General features: G+C 40.1%; 12 protein-coding genes. 4 read left to right on the top strand and 8 right to left on the bottom strand.

The window, feature by feature from the left end; translation table 11 throughout:
* Positions 1 to 67: 67 nt before the first annotated feature.
* The 3 genes from CLV99_RS11790 to CLV99_RS11800 all read right to left on the bottom strand — a co-directional run bounded on the left by CLV99_RS11790 (position 68) and on the right by CLV99_RS11800 (position 5,258).
* Entirely contained in the window at positions 68 to 1,123 is a 1,056-nt protein-coding gene (locus tag CLV99_RS11790) for a dipeptide epimerase (RefSeq protein WP_133584710.1), read from the bottom strand.
* 43 nt (positions 1,124 to 1,166) lie between these two features.
* Positions 1,167 to 2,387: a C40 family peptidase gene (locus CLV99_RS11795; protein WP_133584711.1), complete on the bottom strand. Its 1,221-nt coding sequence runs from the start codon at positions 2,385 to 2,387 to the stop codon at positions 1,167 to 1,169.
* A 216-nt stretch (positions 2,388 to 2,603) separates the two neighbouring features.
* Complete coding sequence (locus CLV99_RS11800; RefSeq protein WP_133584712.1) at positions 2,604 to 5,258, bottom strand: DNA gyrase/topoisomerase IV subunit A; 2,655 nt, start codon at positions 5,256 to 5,258, stop codon at positions 2,604 to 2,606.
* Between the two features lie 263 nt (positions 5,259 to 5,521).
* Here CLV99_RS11800 and CLV99_RS11805 point away from each other — a divergent pair, with 263 nt between their 5' ends.
* Positions 5,522 to 6,160, top strand: coding sequence for a sterol desaturase family protein (locus tag CLV99_RS11805; RefSeq protein ID WP_246032749.1), 639 nt, complete (start codon positions 5,522 to 5,524; stop codon positions 6,158 to 6,160).
* A gap of 12 nt (positions 6,161 to 6,172) precedes the next feature.
* On the opposite strand, the gene CLV99_RS11810 is transcribed toward CLV99_RS11805, so the two are convergent.
* The 4 genes from CLV99_RS11810 to CLV99_RS11825 all read right to left on the bottom strand — a co-directional run bounded on the left by CLV99_RS11810 (position 6,173) and on the right by CLV99_RS11825 (position 12,967).
* The gene (locus CLV99_RS11810; RefSeq protein ID WP_133584713.1) at positions 6,173 to 9,346 is read right to left on the bottom strand and encodes an AsmA family protein; all 3,174 of its coding nucleotides are present in this window, start codon (positions 9,344 to 9,346) and stop codon (positions 6,173 to 6,175) included.
* Positions 9,347 to 9,906: 560 nt separating this feature from the next.
* Positions 9,907 to 10,632, bottom strand: a complete 726-nt coding sequence (locus CLV99_RS11815; protein ID WP_133584714.1) for a L,D-transpeptidase family protein — start codon at positions 10,630 to 10,632, stop codon at positions 9,907 to 9,909.
* Between the two features lie 21 nt (positions 10,633 to 10,653).
* Positions 10,654 to 11,226, bottom strand: coding sequence for a Crp/Fnr family transcriptional regulator (locus CLV99_RS11820; RefSeq protein WP_133584715.1), 573 nt, complete (start codon positions 11,224 to 11,226; stop codon positions 10,654 to 10,656).
* A gap of 55 nt (positions 11,227 to 11,281) precedes the next feature.
* Positions 11,282 to 12,967 (bottom strand): RluA family pseudouridine synthase, encoded by a 1,686-nt coding sequence (locus CLV99_RS11825; protein WP_133584716.1) that lies wholly within the window; start codon positions 12,965 to 12,967, stop codon positions 11,282 to 11,284.
* Between the two features lie 139 nt (positions 12,968 to 13,106).
* On the opposite strand from CLV99_RS11825, the gene CLV99_RS11830 reads away from it, so the two are divergent.
* Both CLV99_RS11830 and CLV99_RS11835 read left to right on the top strand, forming a co-directional pair.
* Positions 13,107 to 14,063, top strand: coding sequence for an aldo/keto reductase (locus tag CLV99_RS11830; RefSeq protein WP_317126628.1), 957 nt, complete (start codon positions 13,107 to 13,109; stop codon positions 14,061 to 14,063).
* 149 nt (positions 14,064 to 14,212) lie between these two features.
* Positions 14,213 to 14,683: a Dps family protein gene (locus CLV99_RS11835; protein WP_133584717.1), complete on the top strand. Its 471-nt coding sequence runs from the start codon at positions 14,213 to 14,215 to the stop codon at positions 14,681 to 14,683.
* A 40-nt stretch (positions 14,684 to 14,723) separates the two neighbouring features.
* On the opposite strand, the gene CLV99_RS11840 is transcribed toward CLV99_RS11835, so the two are convergent.
* On the bottom strand, positions 14,724 to 15,263 hold the full coding sequence (locus CLV99_RS11840) for an outer membrane beta-barrel protein (protein ID WP_133584718.1): 540 nt from the start codon (positions 15,261 to 15,263) through the stop codon (positions 14,724 to 14,726).
* A gap of 224 nt (positions 15,264 to 15,487) precedes the next feature.
* Between CLV99_RS11840 and fabV the strand changes: the two genes are divergently transcribed.
* The gene (fabV, locus tag CLV99_RS11845) at positions 15,488 to 16,690 is read left to right on the top strand and encodes an enoyl-ACP reductase FabV (RefSeq protein ID WP_133584719.1); all 1,203 of its coding nucleotides are present in this window, start codon (positions 15,488 to 15,490) and stop codon (positions 16,688 to 16,690) included.
* Positions 16,691 to 16,733 lie beyond the last annotated feature (43 nt).

The following is a 16,733-nucleotide window of genomic DNA, read 5'->3' on the forward strand; positions in this document are numbered from 1 at the left end:
GTTTATAATTATTAAGTTTATTTGGTACTCCGGTCGGCTTGCGACCGGAGATTTGTTTTTTTGTTGTTTACGTGCTTTTTAAAACACCTATGCCTGGACGATCCGGCAGGATACACAGACCATCGCGTACAGTCATCCCGTCGTAAATATCATTTCCGATGAGCAGTGCTCCATCTAGATCAGCCCAATCTACCAAAGGAGCGAGCTGAGCAGCAGCAGAGATAGCACAGGATGTCTCGGTCATACAACCCAGCATCACTTTCATCTCCAGCGCACGGGCTAGTTCGGCCATCTGCTTGGCTTCACGCATTCCTGTACACTTCATCAGTTTGATATTAATACCTGTATACACGTCTTTTAGTTTTGGAACATCAACCAGACGTTGGCAGCCTTCATCTGCAATAGTAGGAATAGGCGAGTGAGCTGTTAGCCAAGCGTTCTCGTCAATCATCTCTTTTGGCATAGGTTGTTCCAAGAATACGACATTCTGTTCATGCAACCAATGCGCCATCTCCAGTGCTTCTTCCTTGTTTTTCCAACCTTGGTTGACATCCGCACATAGGGGAACATCTGTAACCGATCGGATTGTATCGATAATCATTTTATCGGTATCTAACCCGAGTTTTACTTTTAATATTTTAAACTGTTCTGCCTCTTTGACTTTCTTCCTGATCATCTCTTCGCTATCTATACCTATGGTGTAGGAAGTGGGCGGGATACGATCTGGATTTAATCCCCATATTTTATAGTAGGGTTGCTGCATCATTTTGCCCAGTAAATCATGTAGGGCAATATCAATTGCTGCTTTTGCTGCGGTGTTCTTCTCCTGGAGTAAATCAACGTAGTGTAGTATCTCTTCGGTCTCAAAGGGGGAAGAGAATAGACTTAAGTCGACTTTTCGTAGAAAGCTACATACGCTTTCTTGAGATTCTCCTAAATAGGGAGGCATACTAGCCTCACCGTATCCTATAATACCTTCATATTCGATTTCTGTCAATACGACAGGGGTGGTAGTTCGGCTGAACGATGCAACGGTAAAGACATGACGCATTTCTAGGGTGTAAGGCCTAAAACGTAATGTAAATTTACCCATCTTTTTTATTTCCCAGGAATTGCTGTTCATGTTGTATTTATCGTTTATTTACTGATTCGTATTACAGACTTTTTTATTTTTTGTAGAATGTATTATCTTGAATGGCTTGGATAGCATTGTCGTTTGCACCAATATAGCGTTTCGCCGCTACGACACTTCTAGTCTGGAAGTCATCATAATTGTTGGCATCTTTCAGCATAGAGTTAATACGTACGGTTCCTGCAGAATGGATAAACTCACCATTACCTATATAAAGTGCGACGTGTGTGACTCGCGCATTTGCATTTTTTGCTTTACCGGCAGCAAAGAATAGCAAATCTGCAGGTTTTAAGTTTTTTAATGCCTTGCTTGCATCAAAGTGCCCCTCACTATCCAAAATGTCGACTGCTTCGCCAGCTAGTACTTGTTGAGAAGCGTCACGAGGTATGACGTAACCGTTCATAAAGAATGCGGTCTTGGTAAAACCACTGCAATCTACTCCCTTGACAGAAGTGCCTCCCCAAAGGTAAGGTAGCCCCAGCATACTTTTGGCACTGCTTAGGACGTTGTCGGCAGTAAGATTTCTAGATTTTATCCACTCTTCCATTACAATGGCTTCGTCCTTAGGAATGTATCCAATTCGTCCATCTGGGTAAGCAACTTCATAATATTGTGAAGTCTCTTTTTGTAAAGCTAATATATTGCCGTAGACCAAATCCGATATACGGATACTTTTTACGTCTGGTTTTGAATAGGCTTTACCGAAATCATTGGTATAGACTACTTTTTTCCGGTTTTTCCATCCTAATAGATCTGCCTTCGTCATTGGTACAAGCGAAGAAGTAGGTACCCAAGAAATGTAACCTTCAGGGGTGCGAACTCTGTATTCTCCGTTAGATTTTTGTAATAGGTCTACTTGTGTTCCTAAAAGAGCTTGTGAAGCCATTTCGGAAGCATGTCCCGGTTTTGTACGTAGATTTGCTACGGATAGGTTAATAATCCCTACGGGGGTAGTACCAACGGAAGTGTCGGGATACAGCTTCATGTTAAGCTGTGCGCCACTTTTTTGTAACTTCTCCTCTAAGAAAGAAAGGGCATTGGTTTCTGTTGTTTGTATCGTATAGGTGTTTGTCTGTAAGTCAGCATTCGTGAGTTCGATTAGTTTCGTCCTTTTATCCGGAGCAAATTTTAATTTAGCTTCTTCTATAGCCGCTATTATACTTTTGTATTTTGTAGAATCGACTTGTGCCGAGGTGGTCACCGATGAAAAAATCGCTAATATCGGAAAGTAGAAGTATGTAAGTTTTTTTATCATAATCATAATCTCAATCGTGAGGAGGATCTTATTAAGTAATGTCTAAATTACGATAAAAAGGCAAAGAAGTGCAAATAATAATGAATTAATTAAATGTTTTTGCGTTTTTATGTTGAAAATTTAATGAAAATCGGAAAACTACTGAATAAAGAAAGAGGAGGTACCTTGAGTTCTGTTAAAACAAGAAAGGAGCTAAATGATAGCTCCTTTCTTGTTTTAAAATAATTCGATTTGACCACCGTCATCGGTTTGTATATCATCTGGATTGGTAATTTCCAATGTAATGGAATCCGATTCGGATGTTTCTTTTTCCGGTTCGCTGATAGGAGGTGCAGTTAGGTCAATCTCTTCTTTCAGGCTAGTTACTTTTTGTACGTTATGGAAAGAAAGCCTATTGCCCTGTGCCTTGATTTTCTTGACATCAATTAGTTCATTCAAAGATTGTTCTATGGTTTCCGCTAATTGAGATTTTCCTTTCAGTTGGTCAATTCTAACCACTGGATCTGGATTGTTCGTCAATAGAATCAATTTTGAACCTGGTTCTTCATTGATGAACGAAATTCGTTTACCGATCTGTATATCGTCAAAGACAAAACGTTTGACATAGTATGCATCTGATTTTCCGTCCTGATGTACAGCTGTGTACACATGGTCTGGAAAATGTTTTTCTATACGGATCATTTTTTCATCAAAATGATTGTTAAGGTCGAAGTTTGATAACTCAAAAGAACCGTCCTGGAAGACCTGTAGGATTTTGTCGTCTCCATCAAATTCACCCAAGAATTTACCTCTTTCTTCCGCATTTAGTCGCTTCAATACTTCGTCGTACCATATCTTGCGGCCTGCCAGGGTAGATACGCCAGCGCTTTTGAAGGTGATTTTCTTAACAGGATATTTCGAAACGATATTCCCCATAGATGCTCTACCTTTAATTGCGATTTCTGCAAAATCCTGGTCGAAAGTTAATTTTCGTAGCTTGGTGTGCGGCTTGAGCTGGATGTGTACCACCTCAGCTTCTCCATTCGGGTTGGCTGTAAAATAAAGAATTTTCGATCCCTTTGTACCCTTGCTGATGTCGTAATCTTTGTCCCTAGTAACCGCTGTTACAGCAAAACGCTTAATATAGGTTGTGCCATTAGGTCCGTCTATATATATGGCATTGTAAATGGTGCGATCATCTCCTTTTTTGAATACAGCGACATGGATGATGTCTTTTCCGACAAATACTTTGTCCTGTACTTTAACCACGCTGTATTTGCCGTCTTCGCGGAACACGATGATGTCATCTATATCCGAACAGTCAGATACGAACTCATCCTTTTTCATACCTGTTCCAATGAATCCTTCTTCACGGTTTACGTAGAGTTTGGCATTGGCTAAGGCTACCTGCGAGGCTTCTACTTTGTCAAATACACGGAGTTCGGTTTTTCGTTCACGTCCTTTAGCGTATTTGGTATGTAGTCTTTCAAACCAGCTAATGGTAAATTCGGTAAGCTGACGTAGATTTTTCTTGACCTCTTTGATCTCGTCTTCCAATGCTTTCATTTGCTCATCAGCTTTTTTGACGTCAAAGCGGGTGATACTACTCATTGGTTTATCGATCAGCTTTTTATAGTCTTCTGCTGTGATTTCGCGGTAGAATTGCTCAAAGAAAGGCGTGAAAAGTCTGGTCAATACTTGTACAACAGTGTCAAAATCTCCCGAGTTTTCGTAGTCTGGATGTTTGTACATCCCTTCTTGAATAAAGATCTTGAGTAGGTTGCTGAAGAAAATTTTCTCTTGAAGCTCCCGTAGACGGATTTCCAACTCTTGTTTGAGAAGATCTTTGGTCTGCTCGGTGTTTTTAATCAAGATGTCATTCACACTCATAAAGTGCGGTTTATTATCCTTGATAACACAGGTGTTAGGAGATATTGAGGATTCACAAGATGTAAATGCATAAAGGGCATCTATGGTTACATCGGGCGATATACCTGGAGCAAGGTGGACAATGATCTCCACCTCTTTTGCGGTGTTATCCTCAATCTTCTTAATTTTTATTTTGCCTTTATCGTTGGCAGATACAATACTTTCGATTAGCCCCCCTGTAGTGGTTCCATAAGGTATCTCTGTGATAGCAAGTGTTTTTTTATCCCTTTCTTCAATCTTAGCCCTGACCCTGATTTTTCCACCACGTTGTCCTTCATTATAGTTAGATACGTCTGCGAGTCCTCCTGTTGGGAAGTCAGGGTAAATATCCGGTCTTTCTCCTTTCAATACTTGGATAGATCCTGCAATAAGCTCGATAAAGTTATGGGGCATAATTTTCGTCGCTAGACCTACGGCAATCCCCTCAGCTCCTTGTGCAAGTAATAGTGGGAACTTGACGGGAAGGGTGAGCGGTTCCTTATTACGGCCATCATAGCTCAATTGCCATTCTGTGGTATCCGGGTTGAATACGACTTCGTTTGCAAATTTGGAAAGCCTTGCTTCGATATAACGTGGGGCAGCAGCAGAGTCTCCGGTTACAGGATCGCCCCAGTTTCCCTGACATTCAATCAAAAGGTCTTTTTGACCAATCTGTACCATAGCATCACCAATAGAAGCATCACCATGCGGGTGGTACTTCATGGTATTTCCGACCACATTGGCGGCCTTATTAAAGCGGCCGTCATCCATCTCTTTTAAAGAGTGAAGGATACGACGCTGCACGGGTTTGAAGCCATCATTGATATGAGGCACTGCCCGATCTAATATAACATAGGATGCATAGTCTAAGAACCAGTTCTCATAAAGCCCTGATAAGGGTATAGTATTGCTGGTCTGTTCAGATTCCTGTTGTTGGTTGTTCTCTAAATTATTGTCCTCAGAACCGTTTATTTCATCAATCATTAATGTTACTTTAATTATGCTAAGGGTGATGTAAGGGCTGTTTCTCGCAGGGTAAAATTACAAAATTCTTTGTAATTTTAGGTATCTGAAATTTGTAATTGGGGTTTGGCGGGTTTTATTTCGTTTTAACCTTACGGGTATAAAAGTCAGTATTGGGACATAAATATGACGAACAGGTCTTTTGAATGTTATTTGTGAACATTAATTTTGTGTTAACCTTTTTTGGAGATTATTGTTAGAGCAGAGATTGAATCAATCGATTTATGGCAAAGAAAAATTACGTTTCAAATTCAACGGAATCGACGCGAATGTTTAAGAATGATTTTTTAGAATCATTGACGAAGGTACATTTTACCGTTCCTTTAATTTTTTGGATTCCAGTTATTATTTATTTTATACGCAAGTCCTATGTGATGGGGGAGATGTCGGTGGGTGATATTGTCTTGTATTTTTTACTCGGTTTGGCTTTTTGGACGTTCGCAGAATACATCTTACACCGTTGGGTGTTTCATTTTGAACCTAAGAGTAAATTTGGACAGCGTATACATTTTATATTCCACGGTGTACACCATGATTATCCGAAGGATCGTTTACGTTTGGTGATGCCGCTATCTGCGAGTATCCCTATGGCTACGATTATTTACTTTATTTTTTATATTTTCTTTCCTGAATTTACTTTAGCTTCTTTTTTCGCTGGTTTTTTGTTTGGGTACTTGATTTATGATGAGTGCCATTATGCAATGCATCACGCCAACTTTAAGTCAGGGCTTTTCAAGAAGATTAAAGATCACCATATGCTGCACCATTACTCAGATCCTGAAAAAGGATTTGGCGTTAGCTCAGCAATATGGGATAAGGTCTTTAATTCGGGCTTCCCTAAGAAAGAAAGCAAAAAGAAATAGATAAACTCTGTATTACGATTTATTAGACAAGCTGTCTTGCTGCATCGAAGCATCGTAAGCAGCTTTGTCTTCTTCATCCATTTCCGTATCTAGATCATCTTCCTTATAACGCCCAAGCTTGATCTTGAAGTTGTCGGAAGTACCATTGATTCGCATCGGTATACCTAATATTCCGAGTGGGGGAAGTCCTAATCTAAACCCGATATTCATTCGTCCGTCTAAAGTGACCTGTCCTTCAAAGCGTGGTCTGAAACCAGCCATCTTCATTTTGGTACGCGGGATGGTCATAACATTGTTTTTGATGGAGCTATGTATATTTACTTTTTTGAGATCGGCATCTAGAAAACCCTCTTTGGAAGTTGCTTGACTGATACCGTTGAGCAATTTGAAGTTTTTGAATCGGATCTGGTTCAAGCTTAATATCCCCTGTCCCTGTATCGATGGCATGATCGGGTTCATGTTGGCATCTAGTAATCCTGCAAGTTCGTAATCTAGGGAAATGATACCGTGTGCATCTTTTGCACTAGTAACCATCTGTTGGAACATTGGTATTTCGTGGTAGGCACGTTGTATATCGAAACTATCGGCCTTAACCTTAAAGTCAAATTTGGCTTTATAAGGGTTGATAGGCTGGTAGTTCATTTGCATGTCCGTAGTGAGTCCTGCGAGTTGGAACCCCGTGTTCTCGAGAGCGAGCTTACCGTCTTTCAGTTTTAAGTTTCCTCTGAATTTTTGAATTAAAAGCTGGTCATAGGTTACTTGGTCGGCTACGCCTACCACTTCTATGTCTAGATTTTTAGGTAGTAATATTACACCAGAGCTACCTGTCGATGCAGATGTGCTCGAGGGAGTGCTGAATGCCATGAAGTCATCCAGATTTATTTTACGGCTGTGTATGTCAAAATTACCTTTTAGTACATCCGTGTCTAGGGTCAGGTAATTAATGATATTGTTGATATATCCTTTTACGCTCAATTCGTTGTTTGCGTATTGGGCAACAAATTTGTCAAAATTTAGTTTTTCCTCTTTAAACGAGAATTTTCCACTTTTAATACGCACTGGTTGAGGAAGTAGCTCGGTATCTATTCTGATATTGCCAATATCAATATTTCCATCATTCTTGAGACGGCTGTATCGTCCCTGTAGGGCGTCGCTTTGTAGGCCTGCGAGATCGAGATCTGTACGTATATAGCCATCGATATTTGTGCCTTCTAATGCAAAGATTTTGTAAATAGGACCAAGGTTTAGTTTTCCCTTCGATTTTACGGCATATTTGATGTTGTTAAAGTTTTGGAAATCCGCATTTAGAAAGAAGGGGTCGCCTGCAAGTTTGAAAGAAATTGGCAGTATTTTCACACTTAAATCACGCAAGGAACCTTTTTTACTATTGATATAGGTCTCTACTTGTATCTCCTCCAAAGGAACGGGATAGTCTGTAGTCATGAAATAACCATTTTTCATGCTTATGGTCGCACTGGTTTCAGGGATTATGTTTTTTTTCAGATCCATAAATCCTTTGGAAATGATATTTACAAAGACATTCCCCGCGATTTCCACGTCCTGGATAGGATATATTTTCTTAATATCCGAAAGGTCGATATCCGCCTGTACATTTGCGTCAAGATGGAGTTTTTGAAAATCTTTGATATCTGCGTGTCCTTTTATAAAGTTGTTTAAGGCAACGATATCTATATCTTTTAGTGCAATTTTGGCATTTTTCAATTGATTGTCGGCACCTGATGCTTCAAGTACATATGCTATCTTTTCAATAGCCATTGGGAGGCTAGTCAGCTTGAAGTACCCGTTTTTCAATACATTTTTAATGTTGAATGTGGGAATAGAAGAAATATATACTTCTTTCTTCTTGCGGAGACCGTAGGTCAGGGTGTCTGTAGCATAGGCGCCATCTATTGTTCCATTAAGGTCGAGCTGTCCTGCAAAAGTGAAGTCGGGCCACTGTACGGCTTGATAAAGGCTTCCTAGGTCCAATGAGCTGTTGACTGTCGAGCGGATGTTCATGGGGTCTACACCAGCGATATGTCCTTCGGTTTTGAAGAAGCCATTGGCTATCTTAAATTCAAATTGACGCAGGTCAATAGCTAGTGAGTCCATATTCATTTGCGGTAGGTCTACCCTGAATTTTGCATTCCATTCTGAAATCGGTGTTTTGGCGCCCTTGTATGCGAGATATCCGTCATTGATGATCAAGCCTAAGCTGAGATCTGGCATTTTATGTTCATCGGCTATATAGTCTCCGATTAGATTCATAAATACTTCGGAGGTACCTTTTACCTGTGTATCTTTTAGCCAGTCGGCGTAAGCTTTAGGAACTAGTGACAGCAATTCATTCAGCGTGCTCTCTTGGGACTTTAGCTTGAAATCTAGGTGGTAGCCATTAGGGAGAAAAGCGAAAGAACCTTTGAAGCGTACGGGAAGTTTATTGATGCGGATGTCGTTTTTTTCAAATACAAAAGATAGGTCACCGGTATTTATCTGTGTAATAAGCTGAGCGTCGATACTTTTGTGCTCAATATATTTCTCGTTGTCAAACATGAAGGAAAATGCTTCTATTTTTGCATTAGTCTTCAAGTCAAAAATAGATGAGGTCAAATCTCCTTTTCCTTCGTAATCAATGTTCTTAGCTTCAATAAGCATCGGTAATGACGCATCTGAATAATGAAGGTCTACATTCTTCAGTTTTAATAATTTGAAGGCAATCTGTCCATCGGAGGTGTCTTCTTCTTTGGCTTGCGTAGTTGTGTCTGCGCCTGTATATATGTTGTAGTTTGCAGCCCCTAGTGAGTCTACCAGTACATTGATCCGTCCATCTGTCAAAATCATTTTATCCAAAACGATCTTGTCCTTGAATAGCGATAGTAAATCTATTCCTATACTGATTTCTTTTACTGCCAATAATGTGCTGTCCTGAAAAGGCGCAGATCCTTTCAATTGTACATCGTGTACAGAGGTTGTTAAGGATGGGAAATGGGTAAAGAAACTAACATTAACATCACGGTAATCTAGAGTACCATTGATTGTTTTATTAGCGATTTCTTTGAGGGTATTATTGATTTGATCTTTGAAAAAATACGGCAGGATAAGCATTGCTAATAATATTGCAGCAATTGATCCAGTCAATATATAAGAAATTCTCTTAAGAACGATTATGTAACTCTTCTTCGGCACTTTGATTTTTATTTTAGTGCTGCAAAACTGCTAAAATTTAAGGAGAATAAAGGAGTGGGAAGGATAAATATTTCTGACTTTGAAGAGGTGGAAGAAATTTAAGGAACCATTAAAATATCTTTTGTCCTTGCCAGGACAGGGCCTTCATTTTTTGCTTGATCAAAAAACGAAGCAAAAAAATCAAGACTGTATAGCCTATGTTCATCACAGCACGTAAAGCAATCAAGGCGGTTTCCTAGGTCTCCCGGCTATAGCCTACCCAAGACTGAAAATCCTTACCTATTGCAAGATGTACTGTTGTACTACTATAGCTTTACGGCCTTTGACTCCATACGCTACAAGGTCGATCGTTCTACTTACACTGATTGTTCGCAATTACTTGCATTTTGGAAAATGTCACCTTGGCGGGTTGCCAATTGTAGTAATGGTGACCCGTTGTGGCAAGCCGGCACAGTGACGCGCTTTTACCTCATTTTGGCAAGACAAAACGAGGAGCCAGTCGCGGCTTGAGCGACAAAAAGATATCGATAATAAACCTTCGTTTAAAATTACACAACGATCTAATCAAACACATATCGTCCATTCTGTACGGAATAGTGTAGTGCCTTTGAGTTTTTCTGAAATAGTGCGTATCCTTCTTGTAGGTTTTTCCAAAAAGCTAAAGTAGTTTCGTCTGTTTCGGATTTGAAATTTTCGATATTCTCGTTTGTCATTTCAAATGGGAAAATGTAAACTGGGATTTGCTGTTGACCGGATTCTTGTGCCAATAAGGCGTAAAGATATATTTCTTTAATAAGCTCATCTGTCATAGGCAGACATCCGACCGTTTCACATTTTCCATGTATGAATATATCCGATCCGGTGTACCCAAGGCTTTTGTCCAGTTCATTGGGGTAATTGAGACCCAAAGAGAGGTAGTATAAGCTTTGGGGATTAAAACGGTCTATATAGTAGAATCCCTCGGGGACTTGTTTGTCGCCTTCTGCTTTTTTGGGGCCTAATACGCCAGAACGCTTACATATTGCATAGGTCTGGAGCAGTGCATAGTAGTCGTCTGTTTGTGCTTTGGCATATAGCTCTAGTTTATCCGTGTTTTTATAGGCTACGAATAAGATATTCAAGTTATCTGGAGATAGATTTTTAGATGCCAACTTGGATTTTATCATGCTTTCCTTCTCCGCTTTCGCTACAGTTACTCGATCCTCTTGCGGTTGTTGTTTCTTTGGTTGGTTCTGGCAAGAAATTGTTATTAATAGAGTCATTAAGGCTAGAATAATCTTATACATAGATGCTTTACTTTTGGTATTTTAGGTATGTGCTATTTCTTTGCGGATACGGCTTAGTGATGTATCGGTTATGCCAAGATAGGTAGCGATGTATTTGAGAGGGGCCTGTTGTATGATCTGAGGTCTTTCCTGCATCAGTTGAAGATAGCGTTTGGTAGCTGGTTCTGTAATCATCTCTGTGGCTCTTTTTTTGCTCAAATATAATTCGAATGCCATCCAGGCGCGACCCCATTCCCGCATTGCAGGAATTTGGTGGAAAAGCTCTTGAAAGTCATCAAACTTGACTTTCCATAGGGTGCAGTCGGTAAGGCATTGTATATATTCCTGTGTAGGTACGCGCTGAAAAATCGAGGCTACCTCGATAGCGATTTCTTTGTCTCCCTTGAAATCGATGGTAATTTCGTTGCCTTCGTAATCATATAGGTAAGATCGAGTGAGGCCACTTTCTATAATATAATACTCATTTGCAACTTGTCCTTTTTGTAACAACAATTCTCCTTTCGGACACTGTATTTTCTCATGTACATCACTGATGAGCGTAAAGTCCTTTGTTTCAAACAAGGGGTGTTGATATACATATTTTAATGTTTCCATTCCGCAGCTTAATTTGACCTAAGGTAAGGAAATGCATTAAAAAAAAATAATTCTATTAAAAGGGATCGTCAACTTCAAAAACAATATTTTGCTTTGTGTTGGGATGTATGAATTGAATATATCCGGCGTGCAGATGGAGGCGATTGGCCCTTTTGCCGTAGAGGTCATCTCCCCATATCGGTGCATTAAGTCCTTGCTGATGGGCCGAATGCACACGGAGTTGATGCGTGCGTCCGGTAAGCGGGAAGTAATGGATCCGTGTTTTATCACCTTCAATAGCGACAACTTTATATTGGGTACGTGCATTTTTTCCATACTCATAACACAGCATCTGACGAGGTCGATCTTCGAGGTCAACACGTAGAGGGAAATCTATAATACCTTCTTGACTGTTTACGATACCATCTAACAAGGCTGTATATCTTTTTTGTACAGTGTGTTTAATAAACTGATCTTGGATAAACTGATGGGCTTCTTTGGTCTTGGCAAGAATCAAAATGCCGGAAGTCGACATGTCTAGCCTGTGGATGATCAGAGGTCCCGTTATTTCTGGATTACGGTCGAGTATGCGTGTCTGTACTGAATCCTGAACGTGTATTCCCGGCACAGAAAGGAATTCTTCGGGTTTGTTCACAACAATAATACATTCGTCTTCAAATAATATAGGTAGTTCTTTGTCGTTGGCCGGGTTCTCTAACAATGGATTAGGATCTACTGCGAGTCCTTGTAACATATGAGTCAGTATTGGTTCGCATTTTCCTTTACATGCGGGATAGAAATACTTATGTTTTCGGATTTCGGACGATGGTGATGCTCCCCACCAGAATTCGGCCATACAGATTGGCTTTAGTTCATTTTGATAGGCATATTGCAATAACTTTGGGGCTGCACATTCTCCTGCTCCTGCGGGAGGGAGGATCTGTAAAGCTTCTTCAAAGATGGGCAATAGCGATTTTGTATGTCCATGTGCATCTAAAAAGACGTATTGGTCAAAAATCTGTTGTTGAAGCCCTGCTGAAAGCTGTTTTCGTAGGTCCTTTTTTTCCGTAATCTGAAGACGGTGGCTTTGGAGTTCCTGTTCTACCAGACCTATATTTTCTTTCGTATTTTGTTTTAGGACATCGTACTCATGTTGGTCTCTGTAACTCTGTTTGATGAGGTCCTGTTCTAAAGTGAGGTATTCTTCTTCAGATAAAAGTGGTTTTTGCCTTTCTCGGCTCTCTTTGCGTTGATTTTTGTTTTGCTTGTGCAAGCGACGCATATTGCTGAGCGATTCCGCTGCTTCACGTTGGATATTATTCAGCCTTTCTTCTAATAAAGGAATGTCTGTTTGTGCCTCTAGGGCTTCAATCTCACGGTTGAGTTGATTGATTGTTGCTTCTTGCTGTAAAAAGAAGCTCCCTGGGGCGAGCATATCAAATAGGGGCGGTACTAGGCGCCTGTGTATATTGGTCCCAGCGAGTTTGCCAGAACATGCAGCTAGATATCCTAATATGCCCTGTTTATTTTCAACCACTAGTACGCCAAACATTTTTCCGATAGGACTTCCTTCTTGTTCTTCAGAAAGACCAAAGTTGTGCTGGAAGTCTTGCTGTTCGAGTAGATACTGCTGGAGTTCTTGAGCGGCGTGTAGACTGAGGGGATGTGGATCATAACAAAAAGGAAAAGTGAATCTGTCTGGTTTTTCCAATTTACTGATGTCTTGTTTGAAGCGGTGGAAAAATGGAATGGACTCGTTCATTTTGCTATTCTGATATTATAGAGTGCAAAAGTAGGAAGAAGTGGTGGGGTTATCAATTAACTGACTTAAATATTACATAGCTGAAGCCTGAATCCGGCTAAAAAAGGGTAGCTTGTAGTACTTCAAAAACGATAGACTTATGATGGATAAACGACGGTTGGGAAGCTCTTCCCTAGATATAGTTCCTTTAATTTTCGGTGGGAACGTATTTGGCTGGACATTAGATCAACACGCTTCTTTTGGTATTTTAGATGCTTTTATAGATTTAGGTTTTAATGCAATTGATACGGCTAATAATTATTCGCACTGGGTGCCAGGGAATAAGGGGGGAGAGTCGGAAACAATTATTGGTAACTGGCTACAGGAACGCGGATTGAGAGATCGAGTGGTGTTGATGACCAAAGTAGGTGGGAGATTTGGGTACGATAGTAAGCCAAATGTAAAAGGTACTTATATAAAAGAGGAGGTAGAAAATTCATTGAGGCGTTTACGCACGGATTATATCGATCTTTATCAGACGCACTATGATGATGAAGTGACTACTGTAGAGGAGACATTACGGGCCTATGAGGATTTGATACAAGAGGGGAAAATCCGTTTTATCGGAGCTTCTAATATATCGCCCGAGCGGCTTGTAGAAAGCTTGGATACTTCGGCCGAAAAGGGACTTCCTTCCTATGTATCGCTTCAGCCGGAATATAATCTCTATGACCGGGCTAAATTTGAGAATTTATACGAAAAGATAAGTTTTGAAAAACAAATTGCGGTTATCCCGTATTATTCATTAGCAAGTGGGTTCCTAACTGGTAAATACAGTACGGAGGCTGATTTTGGTCAGTCCGCAAGAGGGGCGGGTATCCAAGAGAAATATTGGAATGATCGTGGGCGACGCATTGTAGCTGCGCTGAACGAAGTGTCCCATGCGTATTCGGTATCAGCTTCGGCTGTCGCTTTAGCTTGGTTGCTGGCACAAAGAACGGTTACTGCACCGATAGCCAGTGCTACAAAGAATCAGCACATGAATGCTTTTGTAGAAGCAGTCAATCTACGGTTGGATGCAGCTAGCTTGGCTAAGTTAGAGCTGGCCAGTAGCTAGGAGGTATAAAGTGAGCCGGCGTTAATCATTAACAATCGAACATTAACAATTAAATACAATTATATGAAATATCCACGATTACAAAACATAAACACAATGAAGATAATCTGGATATTCCATATGACAACTAAAAATCAAATTATATACATATGAAAGCAAATATTGGAATTAAAGAAAAAGATACGGCAGCTGTTGCTGCGTTATTGAACAAATTATTGGCTGACGAAAATGTGTTGTACATCAAAGTGCGTAATGCACATTGGAATATTGAAGGAGCAGATTTTCACGCGCAGCATGTGTTTTTAGAGGGAATATATGATGAGCTGGAAGAGCTGATTGATGAGGTAGCAGAGCGTGTACGTGCTATCGGACACTATGCTGTAGGTACGATGAAACAATTCTTAGAGCTTACACAGCTTACGGAAATGAAATATGGTAAGAATGATAGCCAAGGCTATATCAAAGAATTGTTAGGGGATTTTGAAAGTCTCATTATTACTCTTCGAGAATATATAGAGATTGCAGATAAACATGGAGATGCCGGAACAGAAGATTTCTTGGTGGATATACTTGCAAAACATGAAAAGACAGCGTGGATGCTTAGAGCGCATGTAAAATAGCTGAAAAACAAAAGGCTTTCGTTTTCGAAAGCCTTTTGTTTTAAAAGTGAATTGAAAATCCTAACCCTGCGGAGAACAAATTGCGGCTATTGTCATTTACACCCAAATTGTATTTGATTGCAGGCTCAAGTGCCATATTATCCTTTATGAACCAAGCGTATCCCGCTTGTCCGCCAATGAAGTTTGTTTTTATATCCCCTAGCTTCGCGCCATTGAAATCGACCTGTACAGGGATACAGTTAATGATGTAATATTTGGCGCCAATTTGGTAGGTTAATGCATCTCTATCGATGATAGCTGAGGTACCGCCTCCAAAATCGAGTTCCAGCTCCGTTTTTGAGTATCCAATGCCAGCCTTAACAGCAAGTTTGTTCATAACAAAGTATCCAGCAGATGCACCAACTTGCCAAGCTTTAGAACCATCGGTTTTCGAGTAGCTAAATCCGCTGTTTCCTGTGCCAAAAGGGGTGAAGTTGGTTTCAACCATTATTTTTCCTTTTTGGATGGCAGGATGTGTTTCCTGTGCCTGTGTAGCTCCAAAGCCTAATGCCAAGGCTAAGCTTAAGTAGATCTTTTTCATAAAAAGCTTGGTTTTTTATATTGTTTATCAATAATTTGATTGCAAATGTAGTCAATAAATAGTTGGATTAGATATTTCTGGGCATTGCTTTGCTTTTGTAATGAATTAGGGCACATTCCGCTTTGCTTGTATGTTTTAACTTTTTGTATTACCTATTGCGCGAATGCAAAGCATTTTGCATAAGTTTGTACTTTGTTAACATCATTAACATCTAAGTATTAAATATGATTATTCAACCACGTGTAAGAGGTTTTATCTGTTTGACTTCACACCCTGAAGGGACAGCACAGAATGTGAAAAACCAAATTGAATATGTAAAGTCAAAAGGTAAGATTGATAACGGTCCTAAAAAAGTATTGGTAATTGGAGCATCTACAGGCTTTGGCTTGGCTTCACGTATTACTGCAGCTTTTGGTTCGGATGCTGCTACTGTCGGTGTCTTTTTTGAAAAGCCAGCTGCCGAGGGCAAACCAGGAACTGCTGGATGGTATAATACCGCTGCATTTGAAAAAGAAGCGCAGGCTGCAGGTTTGTACGCTAAAAGTATCAATGGTGATGCATTTTCTGACGATATTAAAAAACAGACTATCGAGTTGATCAAGAAAGATCTAGGTCAAGTGGACTTAGTAGTTTATTCGTTGGCATCTCCAAGACGTACGCATCCTAAGACAGGTGTGGCTCACGCTTCTGTTTTAAAACCTATTGCAAATCCATTTACGAATAAAACAGTAGACTTCCATGCAGGAGTTGTTTCTGATATTTCTATCCAACCGGTAGAAAACGAGGAGGATATCGCTAATACTATCGCGGTAATGGGAGGAGAGGATTGGAAATTCTGGATGGAAGATTTAAAAGCTGCTGGTGTATTGGCAGACGGTGTAAAAACTGTTGCTTACTCGTATATTGGCCCTGAGCTTACTTACCCTATTTATAGAAATGGTACTATCGGTAAGGCAAAAGATGATTTGGAAGGTACAGTACCTGTAATCAACGATTTGTTGAAAGACCTTAACGGTATTTCTTATGTGTCGGTCAATAAAGCTTTGGTGACACAGTCTAGTTCCGCGATTCCTGTAGTTCCTTTGTATATTTCGTTACTTTATAAAGTAATGAAGGCTAAAGGTATTCACGAAGGTACAATTGAGCAGATGCAACGCTTGTTTGCAGAACGTCTTTACAGTACAGATGGAAAGCTAGAGTTGGATGAAAAAGGACGTATCCGTGTCGATGACTGGGAAATGCGTGCTGATGTACAAGCAGAAGTTGCTAAACTTTGGGGTGAGGCTACGACTGAAAACTTAGAAGAGATCTCGGATATTAAAGGTTACCGCGACGAGTTCTTTAACCTTTTTGGTTTCAACTTCCCTGAAGTGAACTATGAAGCTGATACGAATGAGGTTGTTGCTGTTCCGAGTATAGAAGGCTAGTTTGTCGTTTCGTATGATATTAAAAAGCCATCCTGAAGTCAAT

The sequence above is a fragment of the Sphingobacterium yanglingense genome, from assembly GCF_004363245.1.
In the GTDB taxonomy this organism is placed as follows: Bacteria; Bacteroidota; Bacteroidia; order Sphingobacteriales; family Sphingobacteriaceae; genus Sphingobacterium; species Sphingobacterium yanglingense.

Excerpts from the sequence above, each read along its gene's own strand:
- CLV99_RS11800 (WP_133584712.1), bottom strand. The coding sequence starts at position 5,258 with ATGATTGATGAAATAAACGGTTCTGAGGACAATAATTTAGAGAACAAC.
- CLV99_RS11815 (WP_133584714.1), bottom strand. The coding sequence starts at position 10,632 with ATGTATAAGATTATTCTAGCCTTAATGACTCTATTAATAACAATTTCT.
- CLV99_RS11805 (WP_246032749.1), top strand. The coding sequence starts at position 5,522 with ATGGCAAAGAAAAATTACGTTTCAAATTCAACGGAATCGACGCGAATG.
- CLV99_RS11840 (WP_133584718.1), bottom strand. The coding sequence starts at position 15,263 with ATGAAAAAGATCTACTTAAGCTTAGCCTTGGCATTAGGCTTTGGAGCT.
- fabV (WP_133584719.1), top strand. The coding sequence starts at position 15,488 with ATGATTATTCAACCACGTGTAAGAGGTTTTATCTGTTTGACTTCACAC.
- CLV99_RS11790 (WP_133584710.1), bottom strand. The coding sequence starts at position 1,123 with ATGAACAGCAATTCCTGGGAAATAAAAAAGATGGGTAAATTTACATTA.
- CLV99_RS11825 (WP_133584716.1), bottom strand. The coding sequence starts at position 12,967 with ATGAACGAGTCCATTCCATTTTTCCACCGCTTCAAACAAGACATCAGT.
- CLV99_RS11835 (WP_133584717.1), top strand. The coding sequence starts at position 14,213 with ATGAAAGCAAATATTGGAATTAAAGAAAAAGATACGGCAGCTGTTGCT.
- CLV99_RS11830 (WP_317126628.1), top strand. The coding sequence starts at position 13,107 with ATGATGGATAAACGACGGTTGGGAAGCTCTTCCCTAGATATAGTTCCT.
- CLV99_RS11795 (WP_133584711.1), bottom strand. The coding sequence starts at position 2,387 with ATGATAAAAAAACTTACATACTTCTACTTTCCGATATTAGCGATTTTT.
- CLV99_RS11820 (WP_133584715.1), bottom strand. The coding sequence starts at position 11,226 with ATGGAAACATTAAAATATGTATATCAACACCCCTTGTTTGAAACAAAG.